The sequence below is a fragment of the Parahoeflea olei genome (genome assembly GCF_001703635.1).
Taxonomy (GTDB): domain Bacteria; phylum Pseudomonadota; class Alphaproteobacteria; order Rhizobiales; family Rhizobiaceae; genus Hoeflea; species Hoeflea olei.
The window spans coordinates 75403-98745 of the sequence record NZ_LQZT01000034.1 but is presented as its reverse complement, the minus strand read 5'-3'; the positions used below and the strand labels follow the sequence as shown (position 1 = coordinate 98745).

The following is a 23343-nucleotide window of genomic DNA, read 5'->3' as shown; positions in this document are numbered from 1 at the left end:
CCGTGCTCAAGATGTTCGCCGAGGGCTCCTACGAACTCGTCAAGCATGACGGCATGCGCAAGACCATCGCCCGCCGCCTGCAGGAATCCAAGCAGACGATCCCGCATTTCTATGTGACCGTCGACTGCGAGCTCGATGCGCTGCTCAAGCTCCGCTCGGAGCTGAACAAGGCGGCCCCCGTCAAGGACGACAAGCCGGCCTACAAGCTCTCGGTCAACGACATGATCATCAAGGCGCTGGCGCTCGCGCTCAGGGATGTGCCGGACGCCAATGTCTCCTGGACCGACGAAGCCATGGTGATGCACAAGCATTCCGATGTCGGCGTCGCCGTTTCCATTCCCGGCGGGTTGATCACCCCGATCGTCCGCAAGGCGGAAGCGAAGACGCTGTCGGCCATCTCCAACGAGATGAAGGATCTCGGCGCCCGTGCGAAAGCGCGCAAGCTCAAGCCCGAGGAATACCAGGGCGGCACCACGGCGGTGTCGAACATGGGCATGATGGGCGTCAAGGACTTCGCCGCCGTCATCAATCCGCCGCACGCCACCATCCTGGCGATCGGCGCGGGCGAACAGCGCCCGGTGGTCAAGAACGGCGAACTCGCCGTCGCGACCGTGATGAGTGTGACGCTGTCGACCGACCACCGCGCCGTCGACGGCGCGCTCGGTGCGGAACTGCTGGCCGCCTTCAAGCGCTATATCGAAAACCCGATGGGAATGCTGGTCTGACGTCACGCAACAGGAGACAGCGCACATGGCCGACAACGATGTGAAGGGGAATTTCAGCAAGACCTGGACCTGGATGGCGGTGCTCGCCGTGCTCTGCATCGTCGGCGGCGTGCTGGCGCTGCTCAATCCGTTCGGCGCGACCATCTTCGCGGTCACGCTCGCCGGCTGGGTGTTCCTGATCCAGGGCGCGATCCAGGTGTTTCACGCCCTCCGTGTGCGCGACTGGTCGGGCTTCATCTGGTCGCTGGGGCTCGGCGTGCTGTCGCTCCTGGTGGGCTTCGTGCTGATCGCCGATCCGCTCGCGGGCAGCATTTCGCTCACGCTGCTGGTGGCGGTGCTGTTTCTCATCACCGGCATCGCCAAGACCATGTTCGCGCTGTCGCTCAAGCCCGCGCGGGGCTGGGGCTGGGTGCTGGTCTCAGGCCTGGTGTCGGCCCTGCTCGGCATCCTCATCATCGCCGGCCTGCCGGTCTCGGCGGCAACCATTCTGGGCCTCCTGCTCGGCATCGAACTCGTCTCCAACGGGGTGCTGTTCCTGTTCGTGGCGCTCGGGCTGCGCGATCTTGGCAAAGGCATGTGAAGGCAGATGACTTTGCCCGCGGCGCGCACCATATTGAGCGTTCCGTAAGGTCAGAAGGAGGGTGTCATGGCTGAACCAAAAGACATGGTTGTCCCCATGCTCAAGGAAATTCGCTCCGAGATGAAGAGCGGATTTACCGAAATCGAGAAGCGCCTGGATGCGATCGACGCGTCGCAGAAGAGTTTCAAGACTGCGCTCACCGCCGACACCATGATGGGCAAGCTCGTAACCGGCGATTTCGAGGAGCGGATCGGCGCTCTGGAGAAAAAGGTCGACGAATTGATGAAGAGGAATTGATCTTGATCGTCCGGAACCAAGTCGCGGCCCTTACTCAGGAAGTTGCCTGACGCCATGAAAACAGTCCTCTGCTACGGCGACTCCCTGACCTGGGGCTACGATCCGGAAAACCGCGGGCGTCATGCGCTCGCCGACCGCTGGCCCTCGGCGCTCGCAGCCTTGCTGGGCGAGGGCGTGCATGTGGTGGCCGACGGGCTCAACGGCCGCACCACCGCCTTCGACGACTACACCGCCGACTGCGACCGCAACGCCACGCGCACGCTGCCGACCGCGCTGCACGCCCACGCACCGCTCGATCTGGTGATCCTGATGCTCGGCGCCAACGACATGAAGCCGGTGGTCGCCGGTACCGCCCACGCCTCCTCGAAGGGCATGCGCCGGCTGGTCGAACTGGTGCGCTGCCATGCCTGGCCGGTCGAGCAGGAGGTGCCGCAGGTGCTGGTGGTGGCGCCGCCGCGGCTGGTCGAGACGGCGGACCCGGATTTTGCCGCGATGTTCGAGGGCGGTGTTGAGCAATCGACGATGCTCGCTTCGTTCTACGCCGATCTCGCCGATGAGTGTGGCGCGGGCTTCTTCGATGCCGGATCGGTGGCCGAATGCTCGGCGATCGACGGCGTGCATCTGACCGCCGAGAATACCCGCGCCATCGGCCGCGGCCTTGCCCCGGTGGCGCGGCTGTTGCTTGGGGACTGATGCCGCGGAGTGCGCGCCGCAAAGGCCCGCGCAGCCGCAGATATTTGTGCCGCCGCGACCCGGTTTTGATCGCCCGACCATCGAAACCCTGCCGGCGAGACCGTTGACAAGGGGCATAAGGAGGACCGTCCCGGGCGTGTGACCCGGAGCCATCCACTGCACGAAGACCAGTCTCGAGCCGACGGACACTGTCCGGAATGAGATCATGCGCAGGCAACGCTTGCCGCTCGAGGATGAAATTTAAAGGATCCCGGCGGGCTGAGCGCCTCCGGCCGGGTCCAGCCACACCGGCCCGGGTGCCGGAGACGACAGGAGCAGGCCTTGCACATACGACCCGCCACACGGGCTGACAGCGCCGACCTCGTCATTCTCGATGACATCGCGTCATCGGGGCTGGCGACACATGTGCTTGCTGCGGGCGTGCGCGGCGGGGCCAGCAACCGGCCGCTCGAATTCGGCCGGGACGGCTATGCCTTTGTCGAAGGTCCGTTCTCCTGGCGCAATGCGCTCGTCGCGGAGGTCGATGACATGGTCGCGGGCATGTCGCTGTCCTTCGAGCTGACCGGCGGCGACGACGACACGGACGAGCTCAAGAACGATCCCGCGCTGAAAACCATCGAGGCGCTCAAGGCTCGCGCCGTCGGCACGCGCTTCATCGACACGGTCGCCGTCTACACGCGTTTTCGCGGCAGGGGCATCGGCCGGGCGCTGGTCGCGGCCGAACTCGATCGCGCCGCGGGCCCGTCCTCGATCATCACCGATGACGCCAATTCCACGGCGCTCGATCTCTACCGGAGCCTCGGCTTCGTCGAGCAGGCCCGCGCGCCGCTCATCGCCTTTCCCGACCATCCTGCCGCCGACGCGTGGGTGCTCCTGATGCGCCCCGCCCGGGATGCGGCAACCGCCCTCTAAGGAGATCTTCCATGGCCCAATCCTACGACGTGATCATCATCGGCTCCGGACCCGGCGGCTATATCGCAGCCATTCGCGCCGCCCAGCTCGGCCTCAAGACCGCCGTGGTCGAGCGCGAGCACCTGGCCGGCATCTGCTCCAACTGGGGCTGCATCCCGACCAAGGCGCTGCTGCGGTCGGCCGAAGTGTTCCACCAGGCCGAACACGCCTCGAATTATGGGCTCAAGCTCGAAGGCAAGGTGACGCCGGACATCGCCGCCATCGTCAAGCGCTCGCGCGGCATCGCCGAACGCATGAACGGCGGCGTCGGCTTCCTGATGAAGAAGAACAAGGTCGACGTGATCTGGGGCGAGGCGAAGCTCGTCAAGCCCGGCGAGATCAAGGTCACCAAGACGCAGAAGAAGATCGTCGAGCCGCAGGGCCCGATCCCGAAGAACACGCTGGGCGAGGGCACCTACACCGCCAAGCACATCATCGTCGCCACCGGCGCCCGGCCGCGCGCGCTGCCAGGCATCGAGCCCGACGGCAAGCTGATCTGGACCTATTTCGAGGCGATGAAGCCCGAGAAGCTGCCGAAGTCGCTTCTGGTGATGGGCTCGGGCGCGATCGGCATCGAATTCGCTTCCTTCTACCGCACGCTTGGCGTCGAGGTCACGGTGGTCGAGGTGATGAAGACGGTGATGCCGGTGGAAGACGCCGAAATCTCGGCCTTCGCCAAGAAGCAGTTCGAAAAGCAGGGCATGAAGATCCTGCTCGAAGCCAAGGTCGCCAAGGTCGAGAAGGGTTCGGACAGCGTCACCGCCCATGTCGAGATGAAGGACGGCAAGGTCGAGAAGATCACCGCCGAACGGATGATCTCCGCCGTCGGCGTGCAGGGCAATATCGAGAATCTCGGCCTCGAGGAGCTCGGCGTGAAGACCGACCGCGGCTGCATCGTCATTGACGGCTACGGCAAGACCAATGTCGCCGGCATCTACGCGATCGGCGATGTCGCCCGCCCGCCGATGCTCGCCCACAAGGCCGAGCACGAGGCGGTGATCTGCGTCGAGAAGATCGCCGGGCTCAAGAACGTGCACCCGATGGACAAGCTCAAGATCCCGGGCTGCACCTATTGCAACCCGCAGGTCGCCTCCGTCGGCCTGACCGAAGCCAAGGCCAAGGAGCAGGGCCGCGACATCCGCGTCGGCCGCTTCCCCTTCGTCGCCAACGGCAAGGCGATCGCGCTCGGCGAGGATCAGGGCATGGTCAAGACCATCTTCGACAAGAAGACCGGCGAACTTCTGGGCGCGCATCTGGTCGGGGCGGAAGTGACCGAACTGATCCAGGGCTTCGTCGTGGCGATGAACCTCGAGACCACCGAGGAAGAGCTGATGCACACGATCTTCCCGCATCCGACGATCTCGGAAACGCTCAAGGAAAGCGTGCTCGACGCCTATGGCCGCGCACTCAACGCTTGATTGAGGCGGAGAGGGAGTTCTAACTGATTGGTGGTGCAATAAGGGAAGGGAACGAGGTGTTTATTTCGTATCTGTTCGCGCATTTTACCGCCATAGCAGGGCTGCTTGTCATTTACTTCGCGGATGGAACTGCTGGGGGTGGCGGATATTTTGCAGACAACGCCGATGCGATCTGCTGGGTGGTTGCCACTCTCATGCTCTTCAGCATCGGCGATTTCGTCCATCGGGCGACGAGCGGCAGCAGACCTGACCTATTCGTCCGGGGACGGTTGAACGAGACACTGGTGGGTTTGTCGGTTATCGTCGCGATCATGACGAGCATCAGCTTCGGGTTCTCGATCAGGAACGATGCCGTCCACGATTTCTTCGTGACCCAGCCGCTTGCGGAGATTGCCATGTTCTTGACCATTTTGGCGACCTATCTCTTGTCCGTCGCCTATGTCGGACGTATCTGGCTCATTGAAGGCTTGTTGCGCAAAGGTGAACTGCGATGACCTATTTCCTCGTGCTTCAGATAGCGGTGTGCATCTTTGCGATCGGGTTCTCTTTCCTCGCGCTGATGCGGATCACAAAAGGGCTGCGGGACCTGAGGCAGGGGCAGCTCGCCGGCTCTTCGCTGCCATCCACCGGAACCCGTTCCGGGACTTCGGTGCGACGGACGGGAGACGAAGCAGCGTTTATGCGTCGGCATGCGTTATGATCGTCGGCATCTCAGGAACAACGAAAGGGGCTCGTTAGGCTGATGCAACCACATATGGGCGTGATGAGCATGCCGGGGGTAGGCTTTCTCGGGCTCCTGCTGATCGGCGTTCTCGCCGGCTATGTCGCCGAGCGTGCCATGAACCGGGACCACGGGCTTCTGACCAACATGCTGGTCGGCATCGCCGGCTCCTTTGTCGGCGGCGCGCTCGCGGGCGTGCTCAACATCAATTATTATGGATTTGCGGGCAATCTGGTCGTCGCCATCGTCGGCGCGATCCTGATCCTGTGGGTCTTCGGCCGCTCCAAGCGCGGCTGATCCCGTAACATCGTAAAGGACCCCTCGATGGTCACGATCCTCGACGTCACCAAGCCAGATCCCATAAGGCCCGACACCAAGCGCGTGCGGCACCCGGAAAAGCAGAAGCGGCCCGATACCGAGGTCAAGCGCAAGCCCGACTGGATCCGCGTGCGCGCGCCCAATTCCAAGGGCTATCAGGAAACCCGCTCGATCGTGAAGACCAACAACCTGGTCACCGTCTGCGAGGAAGCGGGCTGTCCGAATATCGGCGAGTGCTGGGACAAGAAGCACGCCACCTTCATGATCATGGGCGAGATCTGCACCCGCGCCTGCGCCTTCTGCAACGTGATCACGGGTCTCCCCAACGCGCTCGATCCGAACGAGCCCGACAATGTCGCCCGCGCCGTGCGCGAGATGGGGCTCAACCATGTGGTGATCACCTCGGTCGACCGCGACGATTTGACCGATGGCGGCGCCGAGCATTTCGAACGGGTGATCCAGGCGGTTCGCGCCGCCTCTCCGGCCACCACCATCGAGATCCTGACGCCGGATTTCCTGCGCAAGCCCGGCGCGCTCGAACGCGTGGTGGCGGCAAAGCCGGACGTGTTCAACCACAATCTCGAAACCGTGCCCGGCAACTATCTCACCGTCCGCCCGGGGGCGCGCTATTTCCATTCGCTGAGGCTGTTGCAGCGGGTCAAGGAACTCGATCCGACCATGTTCACCAAGTCGGGCATCATGGTGGGGCTTGGCGAGGAGCGCAACGAAGTGTTGCAGCTGATGGACGACCTGAGGACCGCCGATGTCGACTTCATCACCATCGGCCAGTATCTGCAGCCGACCCGCAAGCACCACGAGGTGATGAGCTTCGTCACGCCCGAGGAGTTCAAGAGCTACGAGACCATTGCCTACACCAAGGGCTTCCTGATGGTCTCCTCGAGCCCGCTCACGCGCTCCTCGCACCATGCCGGCGACGATTTCGCCCGGCTCAAGGCCAACCGGGAAAAGAAGCTTCTTGCCGCCGGGTAGGGGCGAGGGGCGCCGGTAATGCCGATGGACGGGATGCGTGCACTCGTGCCATAAGAGCCCTGGGCTCGGCACCCTGCGCCGGGAACAAAGTCGGGCTTCAACAGTTTGCAATTCTGGTTCTGCGACGCACAAAACAATTGTGCGGCGCAGAAATTTGCATCAGATATGTTCGTCCAAAAAAGAATCGGTGTTGCAGATGCGTTTCAATCGTCGGGCCGTCCTCGGTATGTTTGCGTTGGCGGCAGCCTCAAGATCCCTTTCCGACACTGCGGCTTTCGCACAGACTGATCCTGCGCAGACCGTGCCCGCTCCGGCCGCCACTGCGCCGTTCAGCTACGAGTGGCTTGTCCAGGAAGCTTCAAGGCTCGCCTCGGAGGCGTTCGTGCCGCATTTCGGGGACATTCCCAAGGCGCTCAACGACCTCACCTATGACGATTACCGGAAGGTGTGGTTCAAGCCGGAAGCGGCGATCTGGAAAGACGACGACACGCCGTTCCGCCTCGACCTGTTCTATCCCGGCTTCATCTACAAGGAGCCGGTCAGCATCGCTCTTGTCGAAGACGGTGTGGCGACCGAAATTCCCTTCTCCACCGATCTGTTTGCCTATGGCGAAGGGGTGGTTCCGCCGGAGGATACCGAGGGGGCGGCCTTTTCCGGCTTTCGCGTGCGCTATCCGATCAATTCGCCGCAAGCCTATCAGGAATTCCTCGTCTTTCAGGGCGCCAGTTACTTCCGCTCGCTGGGCCGGGAGCAGGTATATGGCCTGTCCGCGCGCGGCCTTGCGGTGAACGTCGCGGAACCCGAAGGCGAGGAATTTCCCGCCTTTCGCCGGTTCTGGATCGAGAAACCGCAACTCGATGCGAACTCGCTGGTGGTCTACGCCTTGCTCGACAGTCCATCGCTGACGGGCGCCTACCGGTTCGACATCACGCCCGGCGCCGAAACCGTGATCGAGGTCAAGGCGCAGCTGGTCCTGCGCAAGAACGTGAAGAAGATCGGCGTGGCGCCGCTTACGTCCATGTTCCTGTTCAACGGAATGAACCGCAACGCGTTCGACGACTATCGCCGCGCCGTGCACGATTCCGACGGCCTGCAGATGCTCACGGGCAAGAGCGAATGGCTCTGGCGGCCGCTCAACAATCCCACGGTGTTGCAGATTTCCGGCTTTGCCGACAACAACCCTCGCGGGTTCGGCCTGATGCAGCGTCCGCGCAACTATGAGGAATTCGTCGACGCGGAAGCCAAATACGAGCGCCGCCCCAGCCTGTGGATCGAGCCGATCGGCCAATGGGGCGAAGGCGTCGTGGAACTGGTGGAAATCCCCACCGCGCAGGAGATCAACGACAACATCGTTGCCTATTGGCGCCCGAAGCAGGAAGTGCCGCAGGGCACACCGTGGCAGGTGAACTACCGGATGCGCTGGACCGAGCGGAGGCTGCCGCCGCCGGAATTGCTGCATGTGGTCGCCAGCCGCTCGGGGAAAAGCCTGGCCGGCGATCGCCGCCTGTTCGTCATCGACTTCATGGGATCGGACCCCTCCGTCAAGATCGAGCCGGCCGGTCTGACGATGGACGTATCCGCGTCCGCCGGCAACGTCGTCAATCCTGTTGTGCATGCCGCGGAACCAGGAGGCGCGTTGCGCGTTTCCTTCGAACTGGAAACGGGTTCCAGTAAGATTTCCGAGTTGCGTCTCGTTCTGGTGAGAGATGGAAATGCCGCCAGCGAGACCTGGCTTTACCGTTGGACCGCTCTATGAATCTGCATTTTGCAAGCAAGTCAGGAATGCCGCCTGCTGAGCCGCTCGCGGCGCCGGTGCAGGATTTGCGGCGGACACCGGTGCGCCGGTGCGCGCGAATCGGGTGGCGGGTGGCGCTGGCGCGCACCATCGCCTTCGGTGGGGCAGCCATCGGCACCGCCCTCGGGACCTTCGAGATGGTCCGCGTCGTCGAAGCCGGCGGCGTGACGATTCTCGAGGGAATCATGACGGCGCTGTTTGCCATCACCTTCGCCTGGATCTGCTTTGCGGCGGCTTCGGCCCTTGTCGGCTTCCTGCTGCCCCAGCCGCACCGCGTCTGGCGGTTCCGGCCGGAGAAGCTCAAGACCCGGACCGCGCTGGCGGTGCCGATCTACAACGAAGATCCCGCAAAGCTGACCGCGGCGCTTGAAGTCATGGGGCAGGGGCTGGTGCGCCAGGGCTATGGCGACTGCTTTGAAATCGTCATCCTGTCGGATTCGCGCACCGCGTCCGTCTGGGTCGCCGAGACCCAGGCCGTCGACCGCTTGCGCCAGTCGCTCGGCGGCCAGATGGCCGTGTGGTACCGCCGCCGCTGGACCAACCACGCCAGGAAGGCCGGCAACATCCAGGATTTCGTCGAGAACTGGGGCGGCCGCTACGATCATTTCGTCGTGCTCGATGCTGACAGCCTGATGTCGCCGGACACTCTGGTGGCGCTGGTCGGTGCGATGGAGGACGACCCGCAACTGGGCATCCTGCAGACCTTTCCGAAGCTCGGCGGCGGCGTCTCGCTGTTTGCGCGCGCCCAGCAGTTCGCGAGCCGGGTCTACGGCCCGGTGATCGCCAGCGGATATGCGTCCTGGCAGGGCGGCGAGGGCAATTTCTGGGGCCACAACGCCATCCTGCGCACGGAGGCCTTTGCGTCCTCGTGCATCCTGCCCACACTGTCGGGCAAAGAGCCGTTTGGCGGGCCGATCCTGTCGCATGACTTCGTCGAGGCCGCCTTGATGCGCCGCGCCGGCTGGCGGGTGGAGATGGCGACCGACCTCGAAGGATCCTGGGAGGACAGCCCTCCCTCGCTGCTCGACGCGGCTGTCCGCGATCGTCGCTGGGCGCAAGGGAACCTGCAGCACCTGCGCGTGATCTTCGCCAGCGGGCTTGAATGGCCGAACCGTGCCCATCTGGCGCTCGGCGTGATGAGCTATCTCATCTCGCCCATCTGGCTGCTGCTGATCGCCTTCGGTTTTGCCCTGGCGTTGCAGGCGGAATTCGTGCGCCCGGAATATTTCCCGCAGGGCCTGCAGCTTTTCCCGACCTGGCCGAGCTTCGATTCCGAGCGCATGGTGCGGTTGTTCGTCGTCACCCTGGGTGTCCTGTTCCTGCCGAAGATCCTCGGGCTCCTTCTCGCTTTGGCGACGCGGAGCTTTCGGCAGTCCTGTGGCGGTGCGAAGAGCCTCCTCGGCGGGGCGCTCACCGAATTGCTGTTTTCCGCGCTGATTGCGCCGATCATGATGCTGATCCACAGCAAGCAGATCATCGAGATCCTGCTCGGGCGCAATTCCGGCTGGAACCCGCAGCGCCGCGACGGCGAAACGAGCTGGATGGATGCCTGGCGCGCCCATTGGCTGCATATGGTGGTCGGCATCGCCATTGCCTGCTTTGCCTTTGTCCTCTCCCCGGAAATTCTCTTGTGGCTCTCGCCGACCCTGCTTGGCCTCGTGCTCGCGGTGCCGCTGTCGAGGCTGAGCAGCAGCAAGGCTGCGGGCCGCGCCTTGCGCAGGCGGGGCTTGCTGATCACGCCGGAAGAGGAAGGCCCGCCGGCCATCCTGCGTGATTTTCATGCCGCCTGGGCGCACGCGCCGCAGGCCCCGGCCGATGCCATCAGGGCGCTCGCGGAAGATGCGGCGCTCCGGGAAGCGCATTTCCGCTGGGTCAACAGGGCGCCCAGAACGCGTGGCAAGCCGGATGCCGCCTATCTGACGGCCGCCAGCAAGATCGACGAAGCCGCGACGCTCGACGAAGCGCTGTCCTGGCTCGACGAGAGCGAATGCGTTCAGGTCGCCGGTGAGCGGATGCTGGCCGAAAAACTGGCCGGGCTGGGCCGCACCGCTGCGGCAGGACAGGACGAGATCTTTCCGCATGCCCCGTTGGCGCAGGCAAGCCTCGGCTGAGGGAGATCGCGGTCAAGTCTGTCCATCCGGCCGGCAACGACCGGCATCCCGTCGCGCTTGCCTTTGGCATCCGGGAGCGTGCGCCAGGGAAGCTTCCCCGGGCTCGTCAGATAATCTGATCGAGGTGGTCGCCCAGACGCAAGGCGAGCTGCACGATGGTGTAGGTCGGGTTGGCGTGCCCTGACGTCGAAAACACGCTGCTGCCGCCACAATAGAGATTGTTGACCGTATGCACGCGGCAATTGGCATCGACCACGCCGCGTTTCGGGTCCGCGGACATGCGCGTCGTGCCCATATGGTGATTGCCGCCCCACAACTGGTTGGATTGTGGCGCCTCGCCATTGGCCAGCCAGTCGATGATCTTCATGCGGCCGAGGTCGCGCTTGGCAAGCAGTGTCGCCATTTCGGACGCCGCAACACGCAAGGTCTTCAGGTCCTGCTCCGACACGCTCCAGTCGAGCCGCATCCGGCGCAGGCCGAAACGGTCGCGCTCGTCGGTCAGCACCACCCGGTTGTCGGGATCGATCTTCTGTTCGCAGGCGATCAGGGCATCGGAAAAATGCGCCGGGCAGGGGGGCGCTTCGCCGTTCACCGCCGCCAGCAGCATGGTGTCGAACGGCACATCGCATGCGGGCTGCTGCGTCAGCGGGCCATAGAAATCCGGCGCGTTCCACTGGCCTTCGTTGCCGATGCGCAGGCCGAAATTCAGCACCCCAAGCGAATGCATCGTGTCCGGGGTCGGCGCGTAGACATGCATCCAGTCAAGCGGTTCGCGCGTGACGACCTTGCCCACCGGGGCGTGCGGGTGCTCGAGGAAGCACCGTCCGACATAACCGTTTTCGTTGCCGATCCCGACATTGACCTGGCTGGTCGCATTCAACAGCGCGCGCGGATTTTCCAGTCCTCCAAGGCAGATCACGAAGAGCTTCGCCCTGACGGCAAAGCTGTCGGGACGGGCATAGGAACGGAACACGGCCTCGGAGATCCGGTTGCCGTCGAGCCTGAGGTCGACCAGGTTGGCGTTGAGGACCAGCTCGATGTCTTTCGATGCCGAAAGCTCCTGGCGGTACTTTTCGCCGAACCGCACCACCGGCCGGCTGAACCGGAACAGCCTCGGCAGGAAAGGGCTCGCGTCTCCCAGCATGTCGGGCGGCGGCGTGTCGGCGGTCAGGTCGAGAATGTCCGCGGCTTCCGCCGCATAGGGGTCGAGGTCGGTCTTGGCAATCGGCCAGCCGCTGAGCGGATTGTTCGGATTCTCGTCGAAATCCCAAGGGTCGAAGGGGCGCGTCCAGCCGCCCCAATGGTTCGAGGTGCCGCCGAGAAACCGCAACCGGCAGCCATCCAGCGCGTAATAGTCCGGCGTTCCGGCCGTTTGCCCCTCATAGACCTCCTGGGACTCCGCCGTGGCTTCGAACCCGCCGGCCTCGAACAAGCCGACACGGCGATTCTGGCCGGCCAGCCGGCGCGCCAGGGTGATGCCGGCAGGTCCGGCCCCGATGATGCAGACGTCGAAGGGGAGATCGAAGCGACCCTCGGACCGGTTTTCCGCGTCTTCGATCATCGCAGGTTCAGCCGCTCGAGATCATCGCCGCGCAACACCCAGCCATTGAGAACCGAAAGCTCCTGGGCGGCCCGGGCCTGACTGCGAAACACCAACCCGGACAGCGGAAGGCTTGCCAGATAGCCGACAAAGAAGCGACGCGAAATGCTGGGCATGGGATGGGACCTGGAGCAACCGAGCCGGGAAATCGACCCGTGCCGATATCTATCGCATCGGTTTGAAGACGTCGAGACCGGCAGCCGGTTGCCCGGGGTGGGGGAGGGTGCCTGCGGCAGGCGGATTGGCGCAGGCAGTGAATTGGCGGTTCACAAGGGCGGCCTTCGCTGTCATGCTCGACGCCTGTCGAAGAGTTTTCAGAATCAATCGCTTGTGAACACATGCCCGCCCCGCGCCTCCCATCGATCCTGCCCATGCCTGCACTTTGCCGTTCCGTCTTGCGCCGTGGAGATTTCCCTGCGGGCAGGGGCGTGCCAGCCATGAGGCCTTTTTTCCGTTTCACCGTCCCCGGCGCAGTGCCGCGGCGCGAGGTCTAGCCGATGTCGCCCCTTGCCATGGTCCTTGCGCTTCTGGGCGCGGCGGTGCTCATGTTCGCGATCAACCGGCCGCGCATGGATGTGGTCGCCGTCATCATGATGGTGGCGCTGCCGATGACCGGGGTGATCTCCATGTCCGAGGCCCTTGCGGGCCTGTCGGACCCCAATGTCGTGCTCATCGCCGCGCTTTTCGTTTTCGGCGAGGCGCTGGTCAGGACCGGCGTGGCGCAGCGGCTGGGCGACTGGCTGAGCGAGCGCGCCGGCGCCAGCGAAGCCAAGCTGATTGTGCTTCTGATGCTGATTGTCGGCGGGGTCGGCTCGTTCATGTCCTCGACGGGCGTGGTCGCGCTGTTCATTCCGATCGCGCTGCGCATCGCGCACACCTCGCATATTCCCGCCGGGCGGCTGATGATGCCGCTGTCGATGGCGGCCTTGATCAGCGGGATGATGACGCTGGTGGCGACCGCGCCCAACCTGGTGGTTCATTCCGAACTGATCCGGCAGGGCTACGAAGGGTTCAACTTCTTCTCCTTCACCCCGTTCGGCGTTCCGATCCTGGTGCTTGCGGTGCTGTACATGCTGGTGGCGCGCCGGTTTCTCGCCCCAGGCCCGGTGCCCGAGCCGCCTGCGCGCGAGGCCCTGACCGGCTGGGTGGCGGATTACGCGCTGGCGAGCCGCGAGCACAGGCTCAGGCTGCGCCCCGGTTCCGCGCTTGCCGGCAAGCGGCTCGATTCGCTTGACCTGCGCGGCAGCGCCGGCATCAACATCGTCGCCGTCGAGCGCGGCAGCCGGTTTCGCCGCAAGCTGATCAATCCGCGCGCCGAAACGGTGCTCGAAGCCGGCGACGTGCTGCTGATCGACCAGCAGATCGAAGCGGGCTTCGATCTCGACGCCTTCGCCAAGACACACGATTTGATCTCGCTTCCCGCATCGGGCCGCTGGTTCACCGACACGGCCCAGGAAATCGGCATGGCGCAGATGATCGTGCCGCCGACTTCGCGACTGATCGGCCAGACCGTGACCAGCGTCCGATTCCGCGACATCTACGACCTGTCGGTGATCGGCATGAAGCACGGCACCAAGCCGGTTGCCGAAAGCCTGATCAACGAGCCGCTGCGGTCGGGCGACACGCTGCTGACCGTCGGCTCCTGGCGCGCGATCAGGAACCTGATGGACGAGCGGCGCGACCTTGTGCTGCTGGACCTGCCGGCGGAACTGGACGAGGCCGTGCCGGCGCGGCACCAGGCGCCGCTGGCCGTGGGCGTGCTGGCGCTGGTCGTGGTGCTGATGGTCTGGGGCATCGTCCCGAATGTGCAGGCGGTGCTGTTCGGCTGCCTTCTGCTCGGCCTGTTCCGCTGTATCGACATGGCCGGGGCCTACCGCTCGATCCACTGGCAGAGCCTGATCCTGATCGTGGGCATGTTGCCCTTCTCGATCGCGCTGCAACGCACGGGCGGGGTCGAGATGGCGGCGCAGGCGCTGCTGTCGGTGCTGGACGGTGCGCCGCCGCGCGTGGTCCTGGTCGTGATCTTCCTGTCGACATCGGCCTTGAGCCTGTTCATTTCGAACACGGCCACGGCGGTGCTGGTGGCGCCGGTGACGCTGGCGATCGCCGAAGCCCTGGGCGCGTCGCCCTATCCCTTTGCCATGACCGTCGCGCTTGCCGCCTCTGCCGCCTTCATGACCCCGGTCTCCTCGCCGGTGAACACGCTGGTGCTGGGGCCGGGCAACTACCGCTTCTCCGACTTCGTCCGGGTCGGTGTGCCCTTTGCCGCGATCTGCCTGGTCACGACCGTTTTCCTGGTGCCGCTGGTGTTTCCGTTCTGAGGCGTCGCCGCGCTTGGCGGCGACCCATTCCCTCAGGCGTGCAGCAGCGCTGATTCCCGGCTCGGTCGTGCGTCCGGATTCGTCTGTAACGGAATGTTTTCTTGAATTTTTTGGTGAGCGCGCAGGGATTCGAACCCTGGACCTACTGATTAAAAGTCAGTTGCTCTACCGGCTGAGCTACGCGCTCCCGGGCCGTCCCGGAGCGTCGAGCGCCGAGGGCCGTGAGTGGCGCGGAACATAGGCAGGCATCTGCCCATGGTCAACCGCAAATAAGGCACCGTGCGGCAGAAAATTCCCGGGCTGCCCCGGCGCCTCCGGGGCGGGCCGAACCGGCAGGGTTTTCGCCCGGCCGGTGGGCTCCGCTGAAGCGCTGAAAAAGGGGGCAACAACGGGCATGGACGGGGCCGCGCGGTTTGGCGCTTGCATTTGCCATCGAAAGGCCCTGTGCGCTACGCAGGCTGCCTGCTGATCCCTGAGCGGCGCGCAGGGTCCAGAGACGTGCGCGCGGCTTCGCCCGCGCCGATATGCCGCCCGGGATCACAGCACGCTTTCCAAAACGTGACTGGCGTCACCGCGTCGGGATCAGTAGAAAGGGCGCGAAGCGGGCATGCCCCGTCCGTCCCCCATGCCGCGCAAAGGGTTCCGGTTTCGTGACCATCGCAGATATTCCGCTCTTGACCGTCCTTCTTGCAGGCGCATTGTCGTTCCTGTCGCCGTGCGTGCTGCCGCTGGTGCCGCCCTATCTGTGCTACATGGCCGGCGTCTCGGTCGAGGATTTTCGCGGCTCCGGGCCGGGCGCCCGGGCGTCGGAAACACGGCGGGCGGTGATTCTCGCATCGATCTTCTTCACGCTCGGGTTTGCCACTGTCTTCATCGCGCTCGGCGCTGGCGCGTCGAGCATCGGGGCGGCGCTGCGCCAGCATATGGACCTGCTCGCCAAGATCGGCGGCGTGGCGATCATCCTGATGGGGATGCATTTCCTGGGCCTGTTCCGGTTCGGCCTGCTTGCGCGCGAAGCCCGGTTTTCCGGCGGCGGCAAGCCGGCAACCCTGTCGGGTGCCTATCTCATGGGCCTTGCCTTCGCCTTTGGCTGGACGCCCTGCATCGGCCCGGTTCTGGGCGCGGTGCTGGGCGTGGCGGCGGCGCGCGAAACGGTGAGCTCCGGGGCGCTGCTGCTTGCGGCCTATTCGCTCGGGCTCGCGGTGCCGTTCTGGATCGCCGCGCTGTTTTCCGAACGCTTCATGCGCTTCACCCAGCGCTTCCGCCAGCATCTCGGCACCGTCGAGAAGGTCACCGGCGCGCTTCTGGTGCTGACCGGGATCCTGTTCCTGAGCGGCGGCATGGCCGCCATGGCCTACTGGCTGCTCGAAACCTTCCCCGCGCTCGGCACGATCGGCTGAGGCGCGAGGCTGGCCGCGCCGATCAGCGGCGGCGTTTCGGCCACGTCGCCAGCACCAGGCCGGTGAGCACCGTGAGGATGCCGAGCGCGTGGTAGAGCCGGAACGGCTCGCCCAGCAGCAGCACCGCCATGCCCACGCCATAGGGCGGCAGCAGATACATGAACACGCTCGCCGTCGAGGCGCCCAGCCGCGCCACGCCGTACTGGTAGCCGGAAAAGGCCAGAAGCGACGAGAACAGCACGATCCCGGCGATGCCGCCCCAGGCCTGAGCCGTCACCGGCATGCGCGCGCCGGCAAGCAGCTCCGCGAGCGCGAAGGGCGCGAGCAGCAGCGCGCCGGCACACGCCACCAGTCCGAACAGCGCCGGCACCGGCAGGCCCGCCGTGCGCGGTCCCTTGAGCAGCACCGAATAGCCCGCCCAGGCCAGTGCCGCGCCGATGAACATCAGGTCGCCGAGATTGAACGAGGACGCGCCGATCTCGCCGAGATCGCCCTTGAGCACGATGATGGCGACGCCCAGGAACCCCACGACGATGCCGGCGATCTCGCGGGCGCTGGTGGCGCGGCCGAAGAAGAGTCGCTCGAGGATGATCACCATCAGCGGCGAGGTGGTGTAGATCAATGTGCCGTTGGTCGCACTGGTGAATTGCAGGGCATAATAGACGCCTGCGCCGCAGATCCACATGCCGAGAAAGCCGAGCGTGAGCCAGTGCAGCGGATAGGTTGCGACATAGGTCCTGGCCCGCGCGCGGACCGGCCAGAGGAACGGCGACAGGACCAGCGCCGCCGCCGACCAGCGCAGGAAGGCGAGGGTGAACGGCGCCACCTCCGGTATCGTCGTTCGCCCGAAGATCAGGTTCGACGAGAAGAACAGCGGCGTCAGCAGCATCACGATCAGCGGGATGAAGCGCGCGGGCGAGGCGGGGGCGGTCGAAGGGGAGGCGGGCGACATGCGGAATCCGGGGTCTTGGCAGGGGTGCCTGGGCAATATACGTAGCGCAACCGGTGCTATAGGCTCGGGCACCGCAGAACAAGCGATTCGATGAAGAGGTGATCAGATGGCGCGGACTTGTCTGGCGGTCGTGCTCGCGGCGGGCGATGCCACACGCATGAAATCGTCCAAATCCAAGGTCTTGCACACGGTCGGAAATCGTCCGCTGATTGCCCATGTCACCCATGCGGCAGCCGCCGCCGGTGTCGCCAAGGTGGCGCTGGTGGTCGGCCGCGACGCCGACAAGGTGACACAAGCGGCGAGCCTCGGGCTCGAGCTGCCGGTGGCCGCCGTCGAACAGACCGAGCGCAAGGGCACAGGCCACGCCGTGCTGATGGCGCGCGACATCATCGCCGAAGGATTTGACGATGTCGTGGTGCTTTACGGCGACGCGCCGCTGATCGATCCCGCGAGCCTGACGGCCGCGACCGCCGAGCGTGCCCGCGGCGCCGATGTCGTGGTGCTGGGCTTCCGGCCCGCGGACCCGACCGGCTACGGGCGCCTGATCGAGCAGGATGGCGAGCTCGTGGCGATCCGCGAGCACAGGGACGCCACCGAGGCCGAGCGTGCCATCGGCTTCTGCAATGGCGGGATCATCACGTTTTCCGGCCGCGAAGCCGTGAGCCTGCTCGAAGCCATCGGCAACGACAATGCCAAGGGCGAATATTACCTGACCGACATCGTCGAGATCGCCCGCGCTCGCGGCCTGCGCTGCGTTGCCATCGAGGCGCCGGAAGAAGACATGATGGGCTGCAACACCCGCGCCGAACTGGCCGGGATCGAAGCGGTCTGGCAGGCGCGTGCCCGCCATGCGGCGATGCTGTCGGGCGTGACCATGATCGATCCGTCGAGCGTGTTCCTGTCGCATGACACGGTGCTCGGGACCGATGTTGTCATCGAGCCGAATGTCTGGTTCGGCCCCGGCGTGCGCGTCGGTGCCGGCGCGGTGATCCACGCCTTCAGCCATCTTGAGGGCGCGGACGTCGGGCCGGGCGCGGAAATCGGCCCGTTCGCGCGGCTCAGGCCCGGCGCGGAGCTTGCCGAAAAATCCAAGGTCGGCAATTTCTGCGAGGTCAAGAAGGCCAAGGTGGGGCCGGGCGCCAAGGTCAACCATCTCACCTATATCGGCGACGCGGTGATCGGCGCGCGCGCCAATATCGGCGCGGGCACCATCACCTGCAATTACGACGGCCAGAACAAGCACCTGACCGAGATCGGCGAAGGCGCCTTCATCGGCTCGAATTCCTCGCTCGTTGCCCCGGTCCGGATCGGGGACGGCGCCTTCGTGGGATCGGGCAGCGTCATCACTGCCGACGTGCCCGACGATGCGCTGGCGATCGGACGCGCACGGCAGGAGACCAAACCGGGCCGCGCCGGGCGGCTTCGGGAAAAGCTCGCGGCGCTGAAGGCGCTCAAGGCCGCCAGCCGCGGCTGACCCTGAGGGGGCGCGGCCGGCTCTGCGGGTTACGCCCTGACATCAAAATTGACTTGCGCCGGGGCGCGTGAACTCTGGCTTAAGCCGGAGTTGCCCGATAAGAGCTTTTTCAGGCAACGAAAGGGGACACGTGCATGTGCGGAATAGTTGGGATCGTCGGCAATCGCGAAGTCGCGCCGCTTCTGGTCGATGCGCTCAAGCGGCTGGAATATCGCGGCTACGATTCGGCCGGCGTGGCCACCATCCGCGACGGCAAGCTCGACCGTCGCCGCGCCGAGGGCAAGCTGTCCAATCTCGACCGCAGGCTCGCCGAGGAGCCGCTGGCCGGCCAGGTCGGGATCGGCCACACCCGCTGGGCCACCCACGGCGCGCCGACGGAGGCCAATGCGCACCCGCATTTCTGCCGCGGCGTGGCCGTGGTCCATAACGGCATCATCGAGAATTTCGCGCCTCTGAGGGCGGAGCTCATCGCCAAGGGCGCGGTGTTCCAGAGCCAGACCGACACGGAGGTGGTCGCGCAACTGCTGTCGGCCTATCGCGAACAGGGGCTCGCCCCGCGCGAAGCGATGCAGAAGACGCTGTCGCAACTCGAAGGCGCCTATGCGCTGGCCGTCCTGTTCGAGGACCAGCCGGACATGATCCTGGGCGCGCGCTCCGGCCCCCCGCTTGCCGTCGGGCATGGCGAGGGCGAGATGTTTCTGGGTTCGGATGCGATCGCGCTTGCGCCCTTCACCGACGAGATCACCTATCTCGATGACGGCGACTGGGCGGTGATCAGCCACAACAGCGTTGAAATCTATGACCATTCCGGCAAGCCGGTGGAGCGCGCGAGCCAGATCTCGCGCGACGCGGCCTATGTCGTCGACAAGGGCAATCACCGCCATTTCATGGAGAAGGAAATCTATGAGCAGGCCGAGGTCGTCTCGCACACGCTGAGCCACTACATCGATTTCGCCGAAGGCCGGGTCAAGGCCGATGCCGCGCAGATCGATTTCGCAGCGCTCGACCGGCTGGCCATGTCGGCCTGCGGAACCGCCTATTATGCCGGCCTGATCGGCAAATACTGGTTCGAACGGGTGGCGCGGCTGCCTGTCGAGATCGATGTCGCCTCCGAATTCCGCTACCGCGAGATGCCGCTGCCGGGCCGCATGGCGGCGCTGTTCATCTCGCAATCGGGGGAAACCGCCGACACGCTGGCCTCGCTGCGCTATTGCCGCGACAGCGGCTTGACCATCGGCACCGTCGTCAATGTGCGCGGCTCGACCATGGCGCGCGAATCCGACGCGGTGTTTCCGACGCTTGCCGGACCGGAAATCGGCGTGGCCTCGACGAAAGCCTTTACCTGCCAACTTTCGGTGCTTGCGGCATTGGCGCTGATCGCCGGACGCACGCGCGGCACGCTGTCGGCCGAGGAAGAGGCCAGGAGCGTGCAGGCGCTGGTGGAGGTGCCGCGGCTGTTCAACGAGATCCTCACCGCCATCCAGCCGCAGATCGAGACCCTGTCGCGCGAGCTGTCGCGGTTCAAGGACGTGCTCTATCTCGGCCGCGGGACCAATTTCCCGCTGGCGCTCGAAGGCGCGCTCAAGCTCAAGGAAATTTCCTACATCCACGCCGAGGGCTACGCTGCGGGCGAGCTCAAGCACGGCCCGATCGCGCTGATCGACGAGACCATGCCGGTGATCGTGATCGCGCCCCATGACCGCTATTACGAAAAGACCGTGTCGAACATGCAGGAAGTGGCCGCGCGCGGCGGCCAGATCATCCTGATCACCGACGAAAAGGGCGCTGCGGCAACCACGCTCGACACCATGGCGACGATCGTGCTTCCCGTGGTCAACGAGATCGTCGCGCCGATCCTGTTTGCCCTGCCGGTGCAGCTGATCGCCTACCACACCGCGGTTTTCATGGGCACGGATGTGGACCAGCCGCGCAATCTCGCCAAATCGGTCACGGTGGAATAACCGCCGGCCCGGGGCCGCTGCCCCGTCCGCCCGCGATCGCGCCCGGTTTCGGGAGGGCGCGGGCGGGTCTTGTCTTGGCGGGTGCGCAGCCCCATTATAATACAGTGCTGCGATGCATCATTGCGCGCGGGCGATGCGGGAACAGGACAAGCCATGAGCGAAAAGCAAAAACGCCCCGGCGCGGGTACGCGGGTGCGGAACTATTTTCTGACCGGCCTCATCATCGTGGCCCCGCTCGCCATTACGGCCTATCTGACCTGGACCTTCATCGGCTGGGTCGACAGCTGGGTCAAACCCTATATCCCGGCGATGTACAATCCCGACCACTACCTGCCATTCGCGGTGCCGGGGTTCGGATTGTTGACGGCGCTGGTGCTGATCACGCTGATCGGCTTCCTCACCGCCAACCTGGTCGGCCGCACGATCGTGGGTTTCGGGGAATCGCTGCTCGACCGGATGCCGCTGGTGCGCAGCCTCTACAAGGGGCTCAAGCAGATCTTCCAGCAGAGCAACTCCTTCAAGCAGGCGGGCCTGATCGAATATCCGCGCAAGGGCCTCTGGTCGATCGTCTTCATCGCCACCGACACCAAGGGCGAGGTCGACCACAAGCTGCCCGGCCATGATTCGATTTCCGTGTTCCTGCCGACCACGCCCAATCCGACCTCGGGGTTCCTGCTTTTCGTGCCGCGCGCCGACGTCATCATTCTCGACATGAGCGTGGAGGAGGCCGCCAAGATGGTGATTTCGGCCGGGCTCGTGTCGCCCGAATTCCCCAGGCCCGCGCCCGCGCCGGGCAAGGGCAAGGCCAAGCCGGCCATCGCCTGAGAGCCGCCGGGCCCGGGCGCTCAGCCCGCGCGCAGGAACCGGATCGCCTCGTCGCGGCGCATCAGATAAAGCAGCATGCGCAGTGCCTTGCCGCGCTCCCCCGCAAGGCCCGGATCGGTCTCGAGCACGTTGCGCGCGTCGGTCCGCGCGATTTCCAGAAGATCGGCATGCACGGCGAGATCGGCGAGCCGGAAGCCGGGCAGGCCGGACTGGCGCGTGCCCAGAACCTCGCCTTCGCCCCTGAGCTTCAGGTCTTCCTCGGCGATGCGGAAGCCGTCCTCGCTCTCGCGCAGCACCTTGAGCCGTGCCTCCGCCGTTTCCCCCAGGGGACCGTGATAGAGCAGGATGCAGCTCGAAGCGCCGGTGCCGCGTCCGACCCGGCCGCGCAACTGGTGCAGCTGCGCGAGCCCGAACCGCTCGGCATGTTCGATCACCATGATGGTGGCGTCGGGCACATCGACGCCGACCTCGATCACGGTGGTGGCGACCAGAAGCCGGGTCTGCCCCTCCTTGAAGGCGCCCATCGCCCGGTCCTTTTCCTCCGCGCTCATGCGCCCGTGCACCAGCGCCACCAGGGGCGCGAGCTCCGGGCCGAAGGCCTTGGCGAGACTTGCGTGCCGGCTTTCGACGCTCATCAGGTCGCTCTCGTCGGAATCCTCGACCAGCGGACAGATCCAGTAGGCCTTCTTGCCGTCGCGGAGTGCCGCCTTGAGTCGGTCGACGATGTCACCGATCCGCTCGTCGGGAATCGTCACCGTGGCGATCGGCTGCCGGCCGGCGGGCTTTTCGGTGAGCTTGGAGACATCCATGTCGCCGAAGGCCGCGAGCACCAGCGTGCGCGGGATTGGCGTCGCGGTCATCACCAGCATGTGTGGTGCCGCGCCCTTGGCGGTGAGCCTCAGGCGCTGGTGCACGCCGAAGCGGTGCTGCTCGTCGACCACGGCGAGCGTGAGATTGGCGTAACTCACGGATTCCTGGAACAGCGCATGCGTGCCGATCACGATCTGCGCCGCACCCGAGGCGATGCGGTCGAGCAGCTCGGTGCGCTCGCGGCCCTTGGCGCGCGAGGTCAGCACCGCGACCTCGATGCCGGCGGAGCGCGCCATCTTCTCGATCGTCGCAAAATGCTGGCGGGCGAGGATTTCGGTCGGCGCCATCAGCACCGCCTGGCCGCCGGCCTCCACCGCGTCCGCCATGGCCATCATGGCGACCGCGGTCTTGCCGGAGCCGACATCGCCCTGCAGGAGCCTCAGCATCCGGTCGGCGCCGGCCATGTCGGCGAGGATTTCCGTGACCGCCGTCTGCTGGCTCGCCGTCAGCGAAAACGGCAATGCGTCGAGGATCGCCTGGCGCAACCGGCCTTCCGCGCTGACCGGCGTGCCGGGCAGCTTGCGCAGCGTCTGGCGGACGAGTGCCAGCGACAACTGTCCGGCGAGCAATTCGTCATAGGCAAGCCTGCGCCGCGCCGGCGCCAGCGGATTGACGTCATGGGCGCTCTCGGGATGATGCAGGCTGCGCACCGCTTCGGAAAATTCGGGAAAACTGTTGCGGGCGACCAGATGCGGATCGGCCCATTCGGGAAGATGCGGCACCAGTGCGAGCGCCGATTCGATCGAGCGCCGGAGCACCTTGGTCGAGAGCCCGGCCGTCAGCGGATAGACTGGCTCGATCAGCGGGAAATTCTCGGCTTCGGCCTCGCGCACCACATGGTCGGGATGCACCATCGAAGGCCGGCCGTTGAACCATTCGACCTTGCCGCTGATCATCACCTTCTCGCCGACCGGCAACAGCTTTTCGAGCCAGGCCTGCTTGGAATGAAAGAAGGTCAGCGCCATCTCGCCGGTCTCGTCATGGACGAACACCCTGTAGGGCGCCGAGCGGCGGCCCGGAGGGGCGGGCTGGTGCCGGTCGACGCGGACGTCGAGCGTGGCGATCACGCCCTCCGGCGCGGTCGCGATCTCGGATTTGCGCGAGCGGTCGATCAGCCCGTGCGGCGGCAGCAGCACCAGGTCGAGCGCGCGCGTGTCCTCCGGGCTCTCGCGGCCGGTCACCCGGGCCAGGGCCTCGGCGAGCTTGGGGCCAATGCCGGGCAGGCTTTCCACGGATTTGAACAGGGGATCGAGGTCGAGCGGGCGCATGGCCCAGATGAACTGTAATTTTGGGCGAAACGCAAGGCTGACAACCGGCCGGTGACAGGATATGGAAACCCAT

Annotated in this window: 21 protein-coding genes and 1 tRNA gene; 17 read left to right on the top strand and 5 right to left on the bottom strand. The window is 65.3% G+C overall.

Features of this window, described 5'->3' with window-relative positions; translation table 11 throughout:
- From AWJ14_RS22885 to mdoH, 12 genes are all read left to right on the top strand, one after another.
- A partial coding sequence (locus tag AWJ14_RS22885; protein WP_245304299.1) for a 2-oxo acid dehydrogenase subunit E2 occupies nucleotides 1–725 on the top strand: 725 nt, incomplete at its 5' end.
- Nucleotides 726–750: 25 nt separating this feature from the next.
- Nucleotides 751–1305 carry an HdeD family acid-resistance protein gene (locus AWJ14_RS15245; RefSeq protein ID WP_066180943.1) on the top strand — a complete coding sequence of 185 codons (555 nt, stop codon included), beginning with the start codon at nucleotides 751–753 and terminating at the stop codon, nucleotides 1303–1305.
- Between the two features lie 66 nt (nucleotides 1306–1371).
- The gene (locus tag AWJ14_RS15240; protein ID WP_066180940.1) at nucleotides 1372–1602 is read left to right on the top strand and encodes a hypothetical protein; all 231 of its coding nucleotides are present in this window, start codon (nucleotides 1372–1374) and stop codon (nucleotides 1600–1602) included.
- A gap of 54 nt (nucleotides 1603–1656) precedes the next feature.
- Nucleotides 1657–2295, top strand: a complete 639-nt coding sequence (locus AWJ14_RS15235) for an SGNH/GDSL hydrolase family protein (RefSeq protein WP_066180937.1) — start codon at nucleotides 1657–1659, stop codon at nucleotides 2293–2295.
- A gap of 321 nt (nucleotides 2296–2616) precedes the next feature.
- Complete coding sequence (locus AWJ14_RS15230; protein WP_066180933.1) at nucleotides 2617–3207, top strand: GNAT family N-acetyltransferase; 591 nt, start codon at nucleotides 2617–2619, stop codon at nucleotides 3205–3207.
- An 11-nt stretch (nucleotides 3208–3218) separates the two neighbouring features.
- Entirely contained in the window at nucleotides 3219–4664 is a 1446-nt protein-coding gene (lpdA, locus tag AWJ14_RS15225) for a dihydrolipoyl dehydrogenase (RefSeq protein WP_066180930.1), read from the top strand.
- A 56-nt stretch (nucleotides 4665–4720) separates the two neighbouring features.
- A complete protein-coding gene (locus AWJ14_RS15220) occupies nucleotides 4721–5158 on the top strand; it encodes a hypothetical protein (protein WP_066180927.1) in 438 nt (145 codons plus the stop codon).
- A complete protein-coding gene (locus AWJ14_RS15215) occupies nucleotides 5155–5364 on the top strand; it encodes a hypothetical protein (RefSeq protein WP_066180924.1) in 210 nt (69 codons plus the stop codon). Before AWJ14_RS15220 ends, AWJ14_RS15215 begins: the two co-directional genes overlap by 4 nt.
- 42 nt (nucleotides 5365–5406) lie before the next feature.
- Nucleotides 5407–5682: a GlsB/YeaQ/YmgE family stress response membrane protein gene (locus AWJ14_RS15210; RefSeq protein WP_066180921.1), complete on the top strand. Its 276-nt coding sequence runs from the start codon at nucleotides 5407–5409 to the stop codon at nucleotides 5680–5682.
- Between the two features lie 27 nt (nucleotides 5683–5709).
- Nucleotides 5710–6693, top strand: coding sequence for a lipoyl synthase (gene lipA, locus AWJ14_RS15205; protein WP_066180918.1), 984 nt, complete (start codon nucleotides 5710–5712; stop codon nucleotides 6691–6693).
- Nucleotides 6694–6832: 139 nt separating this feature from the next.
- Nucleotides 6833–8449, top strand: a complete 1617-nt coding sequence (locus AWJ14_RS15200) for an OpgD/OpgG family glucan biosynthesis protein (RefSeq protein WP_171904892.1) — start codon at nucleotides 6833–6835, stop codon at nucleotides 8447–8449.
- A complete protein-coding gene (gene mdoH, locus AWJ14_RS15195; protein WP_083220297.1) occupies nucleotides 8446–10599 on the top strand; it encodes a glucans biosynthesis glucosyltransferase MdoH in 2154 nt (717 codons plus the stop codon). The genes AWJ14_RS15200 and mdoH overlap by 4 nt, the downstream gene beginning before the upstream one ends.
- A gap of 106 nt (nucleotides 10600–10705) precedes the next feature.
- On the opposite strand, the gene AWJ14_RS15190 is transcribed toward mdoH, so the two are convergent.
- Entirely contained in the window at nucleotides 10706–12160 is a 1455-nt protein-coding gene (locus tag AWJ14_RS15190; protein WP_066180905.1) for a GMC oxidoreductase, read from the bottom strand.
- Nucleotides 12157–12315 carry a hypothetical protein gene (locus AWJ14_RS22445; RefSeq protein WP_171904891.1) on the bottom strand — a complete coding sequence of 53 codons (159 nt, stop codon included), beginning with the start codon at nucleotides 12313–12315 and terminating at the stop codon, nucleotides 12157–12159. The genes AWJ14_RS15190 and AWJ14_RS22445 overlap by 4 nt, the downstream gene beginning before the upstream one ends.
- 381 nt (nucleotides 12316–12696) lie before the next feature.
- Here AWJ14_RS22445 and AWJ14_RS15185 point away from each other — a divergent pair, with 381 nt between their 5' ends.
- Complete coding sequence (locus tag AWJ14_RS15185) at nucleotides 12697–14520, top strand: SLC13 family permease (RefSeq protein ID WP_066180902.1); 1824 nt, start codon at nucleotides 12697–12699, stop codon at nucleotides 14518–14520.
- A gap of 111 nt (nucleotides 14521–14631) precedes the next feature.
- Here the strand turns inward: AWJ14_RS15185 and AWJ14_RS15180 are convergent.
- Nucleotides 14632–14707, bottom strand: a tRNA-Lys gene (locus AWJ14_RS15180).
- Between the two features lie 463 nt (nucleotides 14708–15170).
- Between AWJ14_RS15180 and AWJ14_RS15175 the strand changes: the two genes are divergently transcribed.
- Nucleotides 15171–15920 carry a cytochrome c biogenesis CcdA family protein gene (locus AWJ14_RS15175; RefSeq protein WP_066180899.1) on the top strand — a complete coding sequence of 250 codons (750 nt, stop codon included), beginning with the start codon at nucleotides 15171–15173 and terminating at the stop codon, nucleotides 15918–15920.
- A gap of 22 nt (nucleotides 15921–15942) precedes the next feature.
- On the opposite strand, the gene AWJ14_RS15170 is transcribed toward AWJ14_RS15175, so the two are convergent.
- On the bottom strand, nucleotides 15943–16872 hold the full coding sequence (locus tag AWJ14_RS15170) for a DMT family transporter (protein WP_066180897.1): 930 nt from the start codon (nucleotides 16870–16872) through the stop codon (nucleotides 15943–15945).
- Between the two features lie 106 nt (nucleotides 16873–16978).
- Here AWJ14_RS15170 and glmU point away from each other — a divergent pair, with 106 nt between their 5' ends.
- The 3 genes from glmU to AWJ14_RS15155 all read left to right on the top strand — a co-directional run bounded on the left by glmU (nucleotide 16979) and on the right by AWJ14_RS15155 (nucleotide 21132).
- Nucleotides 16979–18346, top strand: a complete 1368-nt coding sequence (glmU, locus tag AWJ14_RS15165) for a bifunctional UDP-N-acetylglucosamine diphosphorylase/glucosamine-1-phosphate N-acetyltransferase GlmU (RefSeq protein ID WP_066180891.1) — start codon at nucleotides 16979–16981, stop codon at nucleotides 18344–18346.
- Nucleotides 18347–18480: 134 nt separating this feature from the next.
- Complete coding sequence (gene glmS, locus AWJ14_RS15160) at nucleotides 18481–20307, top strand: glutamine--fructose-6-phosphate transaminase (isomerizing) (protein WP_066180888.1); 1827 nt, start codon at nucleotides 18481–18483, stop codon at nucleotides 20305–20307.
- Between the two features lie 153 nt (nucleotides 20308–20460).
- Complete coding sequence (locus AWJ14_RS15155; RefSeq protein WP_066180886.1) at nucleotides 20461–21132, top strand: DUF502 domain-containing protein; 672 nt, start codon at nucleotides 20461–20463, stop codon at nucleotides 21130–21132.
- Between the two features lie 20 nt (nucleotides 21133–21152).
- Here the strand turns inward: AWJ14_RS15155 and recG are convergent, their stop codons facing one another.
- Nucleotides 21153–23270 carry an ATP-dependent DNA helicase RecG gene (gene recG, locus AWJ14_RS15150; protein ID WP_066180884.1) on the bottom strand — a complete coding sequence of 706 codons (2118 nt, stop codon included), beginning with the start codon at nucleotides 23268–23270 and terminating at the stop codon, nucleotides 21153–21155.
- Nucleotides 23271–23343 lie beyond the last annotated feature (73 nt).

Excerpts from the sequence above, each read along its gene's own strand:
- AWJ14_RS15245 (WP_066180943.1), top strand. The coding sequence starts at position 751 with ATGGCCGACAACGATGTGAAGGGGAATTTCAGCAAGACCTGGACCTGG.
- AWJ14_RS15240 (WP_066180940.1), top strand. The coding sequence starts at position 1,372 with ATGGCTGAACCAAAAGACATGGTTGTCCCCATGCTCAAGGAAATTCGC.
- AWJ14_RS15235 (WP_066180937.1), top strand. The coding sequence starts at position 1,657 with ATGAAAACAGTCCTCTGCTACGGCGACTCCCTGACCTGGGGCTACGAT.
- lpdA (WP_066180930.1), top strand. The coding sequence starts at position 3,219 with ATGGCCCAATCCTACGACGTGATCATCATCGGCTCCGGACCCGGCGGC.
- AWJ14_RS15215 (WP_066180924.1), top strand. The coding sequence starts at position 5,155 with ATGACCTATTTCCTCGTGCTTCAGATAGCGGTGTGCATCTTTGCGATC.
- AWJ14_RS15210 (WP_066180921.1), top strand. The coding sequence starts at position 5,407 with ATGCAACCACATATGGGCGTGATGAGCATGCCGGGGGTAGGCTTTCTC.
- lipA (WP_066180918.1), top strand. The coding sequence starts at position 5,710 with ATGGTCACGATCCTCGACGTCACCAAGCCAGATCCCATAAGGCCCGAC.
- mdoH (WP_083220297.1), top strand. The coding sequence starts at position 8,446 with ATGAATCTGCATTTTGCAAGCAAGTCAGGAATGCCGCCTGCTGAGCCG.
- AWJ14_RS15190 (WP_066180905.1), bottom strand. The coding sequence starts at position 12,160 with ATGATCGAAGACGCGGAAAACCGGTCCGAGGGTCGCTTCGATCTCCCC.
- AWJ14_RS22445 (WP_171904891.1), bottom strand. The coding sequence starts at position 12,315 with ATGCCCAGCATTTCGCGTCGCTTCTTTGTCGGCTATCTGGCAAGCCTT.
- AWJ14_RS15185 (WP_066180902.1), top strand. The coding sequence starts at position 12,697 with ATGTCGCCCCTTGCCATGGTCCTTGCGCTTCTGGGCGCGGCGGTGCTC.
- AWJ14_RS15170 (WP_066180897.1), bottom strand. The coding sequence starts at position 16,872 with ATGTCGCCCGCCTCCCCTTCGACCGCCCCCGCCTCGCCCGCGCGCTTC.
- glmU (WP_066180891.1), top strand. The coding sequence starts at position 16,979 with ATGGCGCGGACTTGTCTGGCGGTCGTGCTCGCGGCGGGCGATGCCACA.
- glmS (WP_066180888.1), top strand. The coding sequence starts at position 18,481 with ATGTGCGGAATAGTTGGGATCGTCGGCAATCGCGAAGTCGCGCCGCTT.
- AWJ14_RS15155 (WP_066180886.1), top strand. The coding sequence starts at position 20,461 with ATGAGCGAAAAGCAAAAACGCCCCGGCGCGGGTACGCGGGTGCGGAAC.
- recG (WP_066180884.1), bottom strand. The coding sequence starts at position 23,270 with ATGCGCCCGCTCGACCTCGATCCCCTGTTCAAATCCGTGGAAAGCCTG.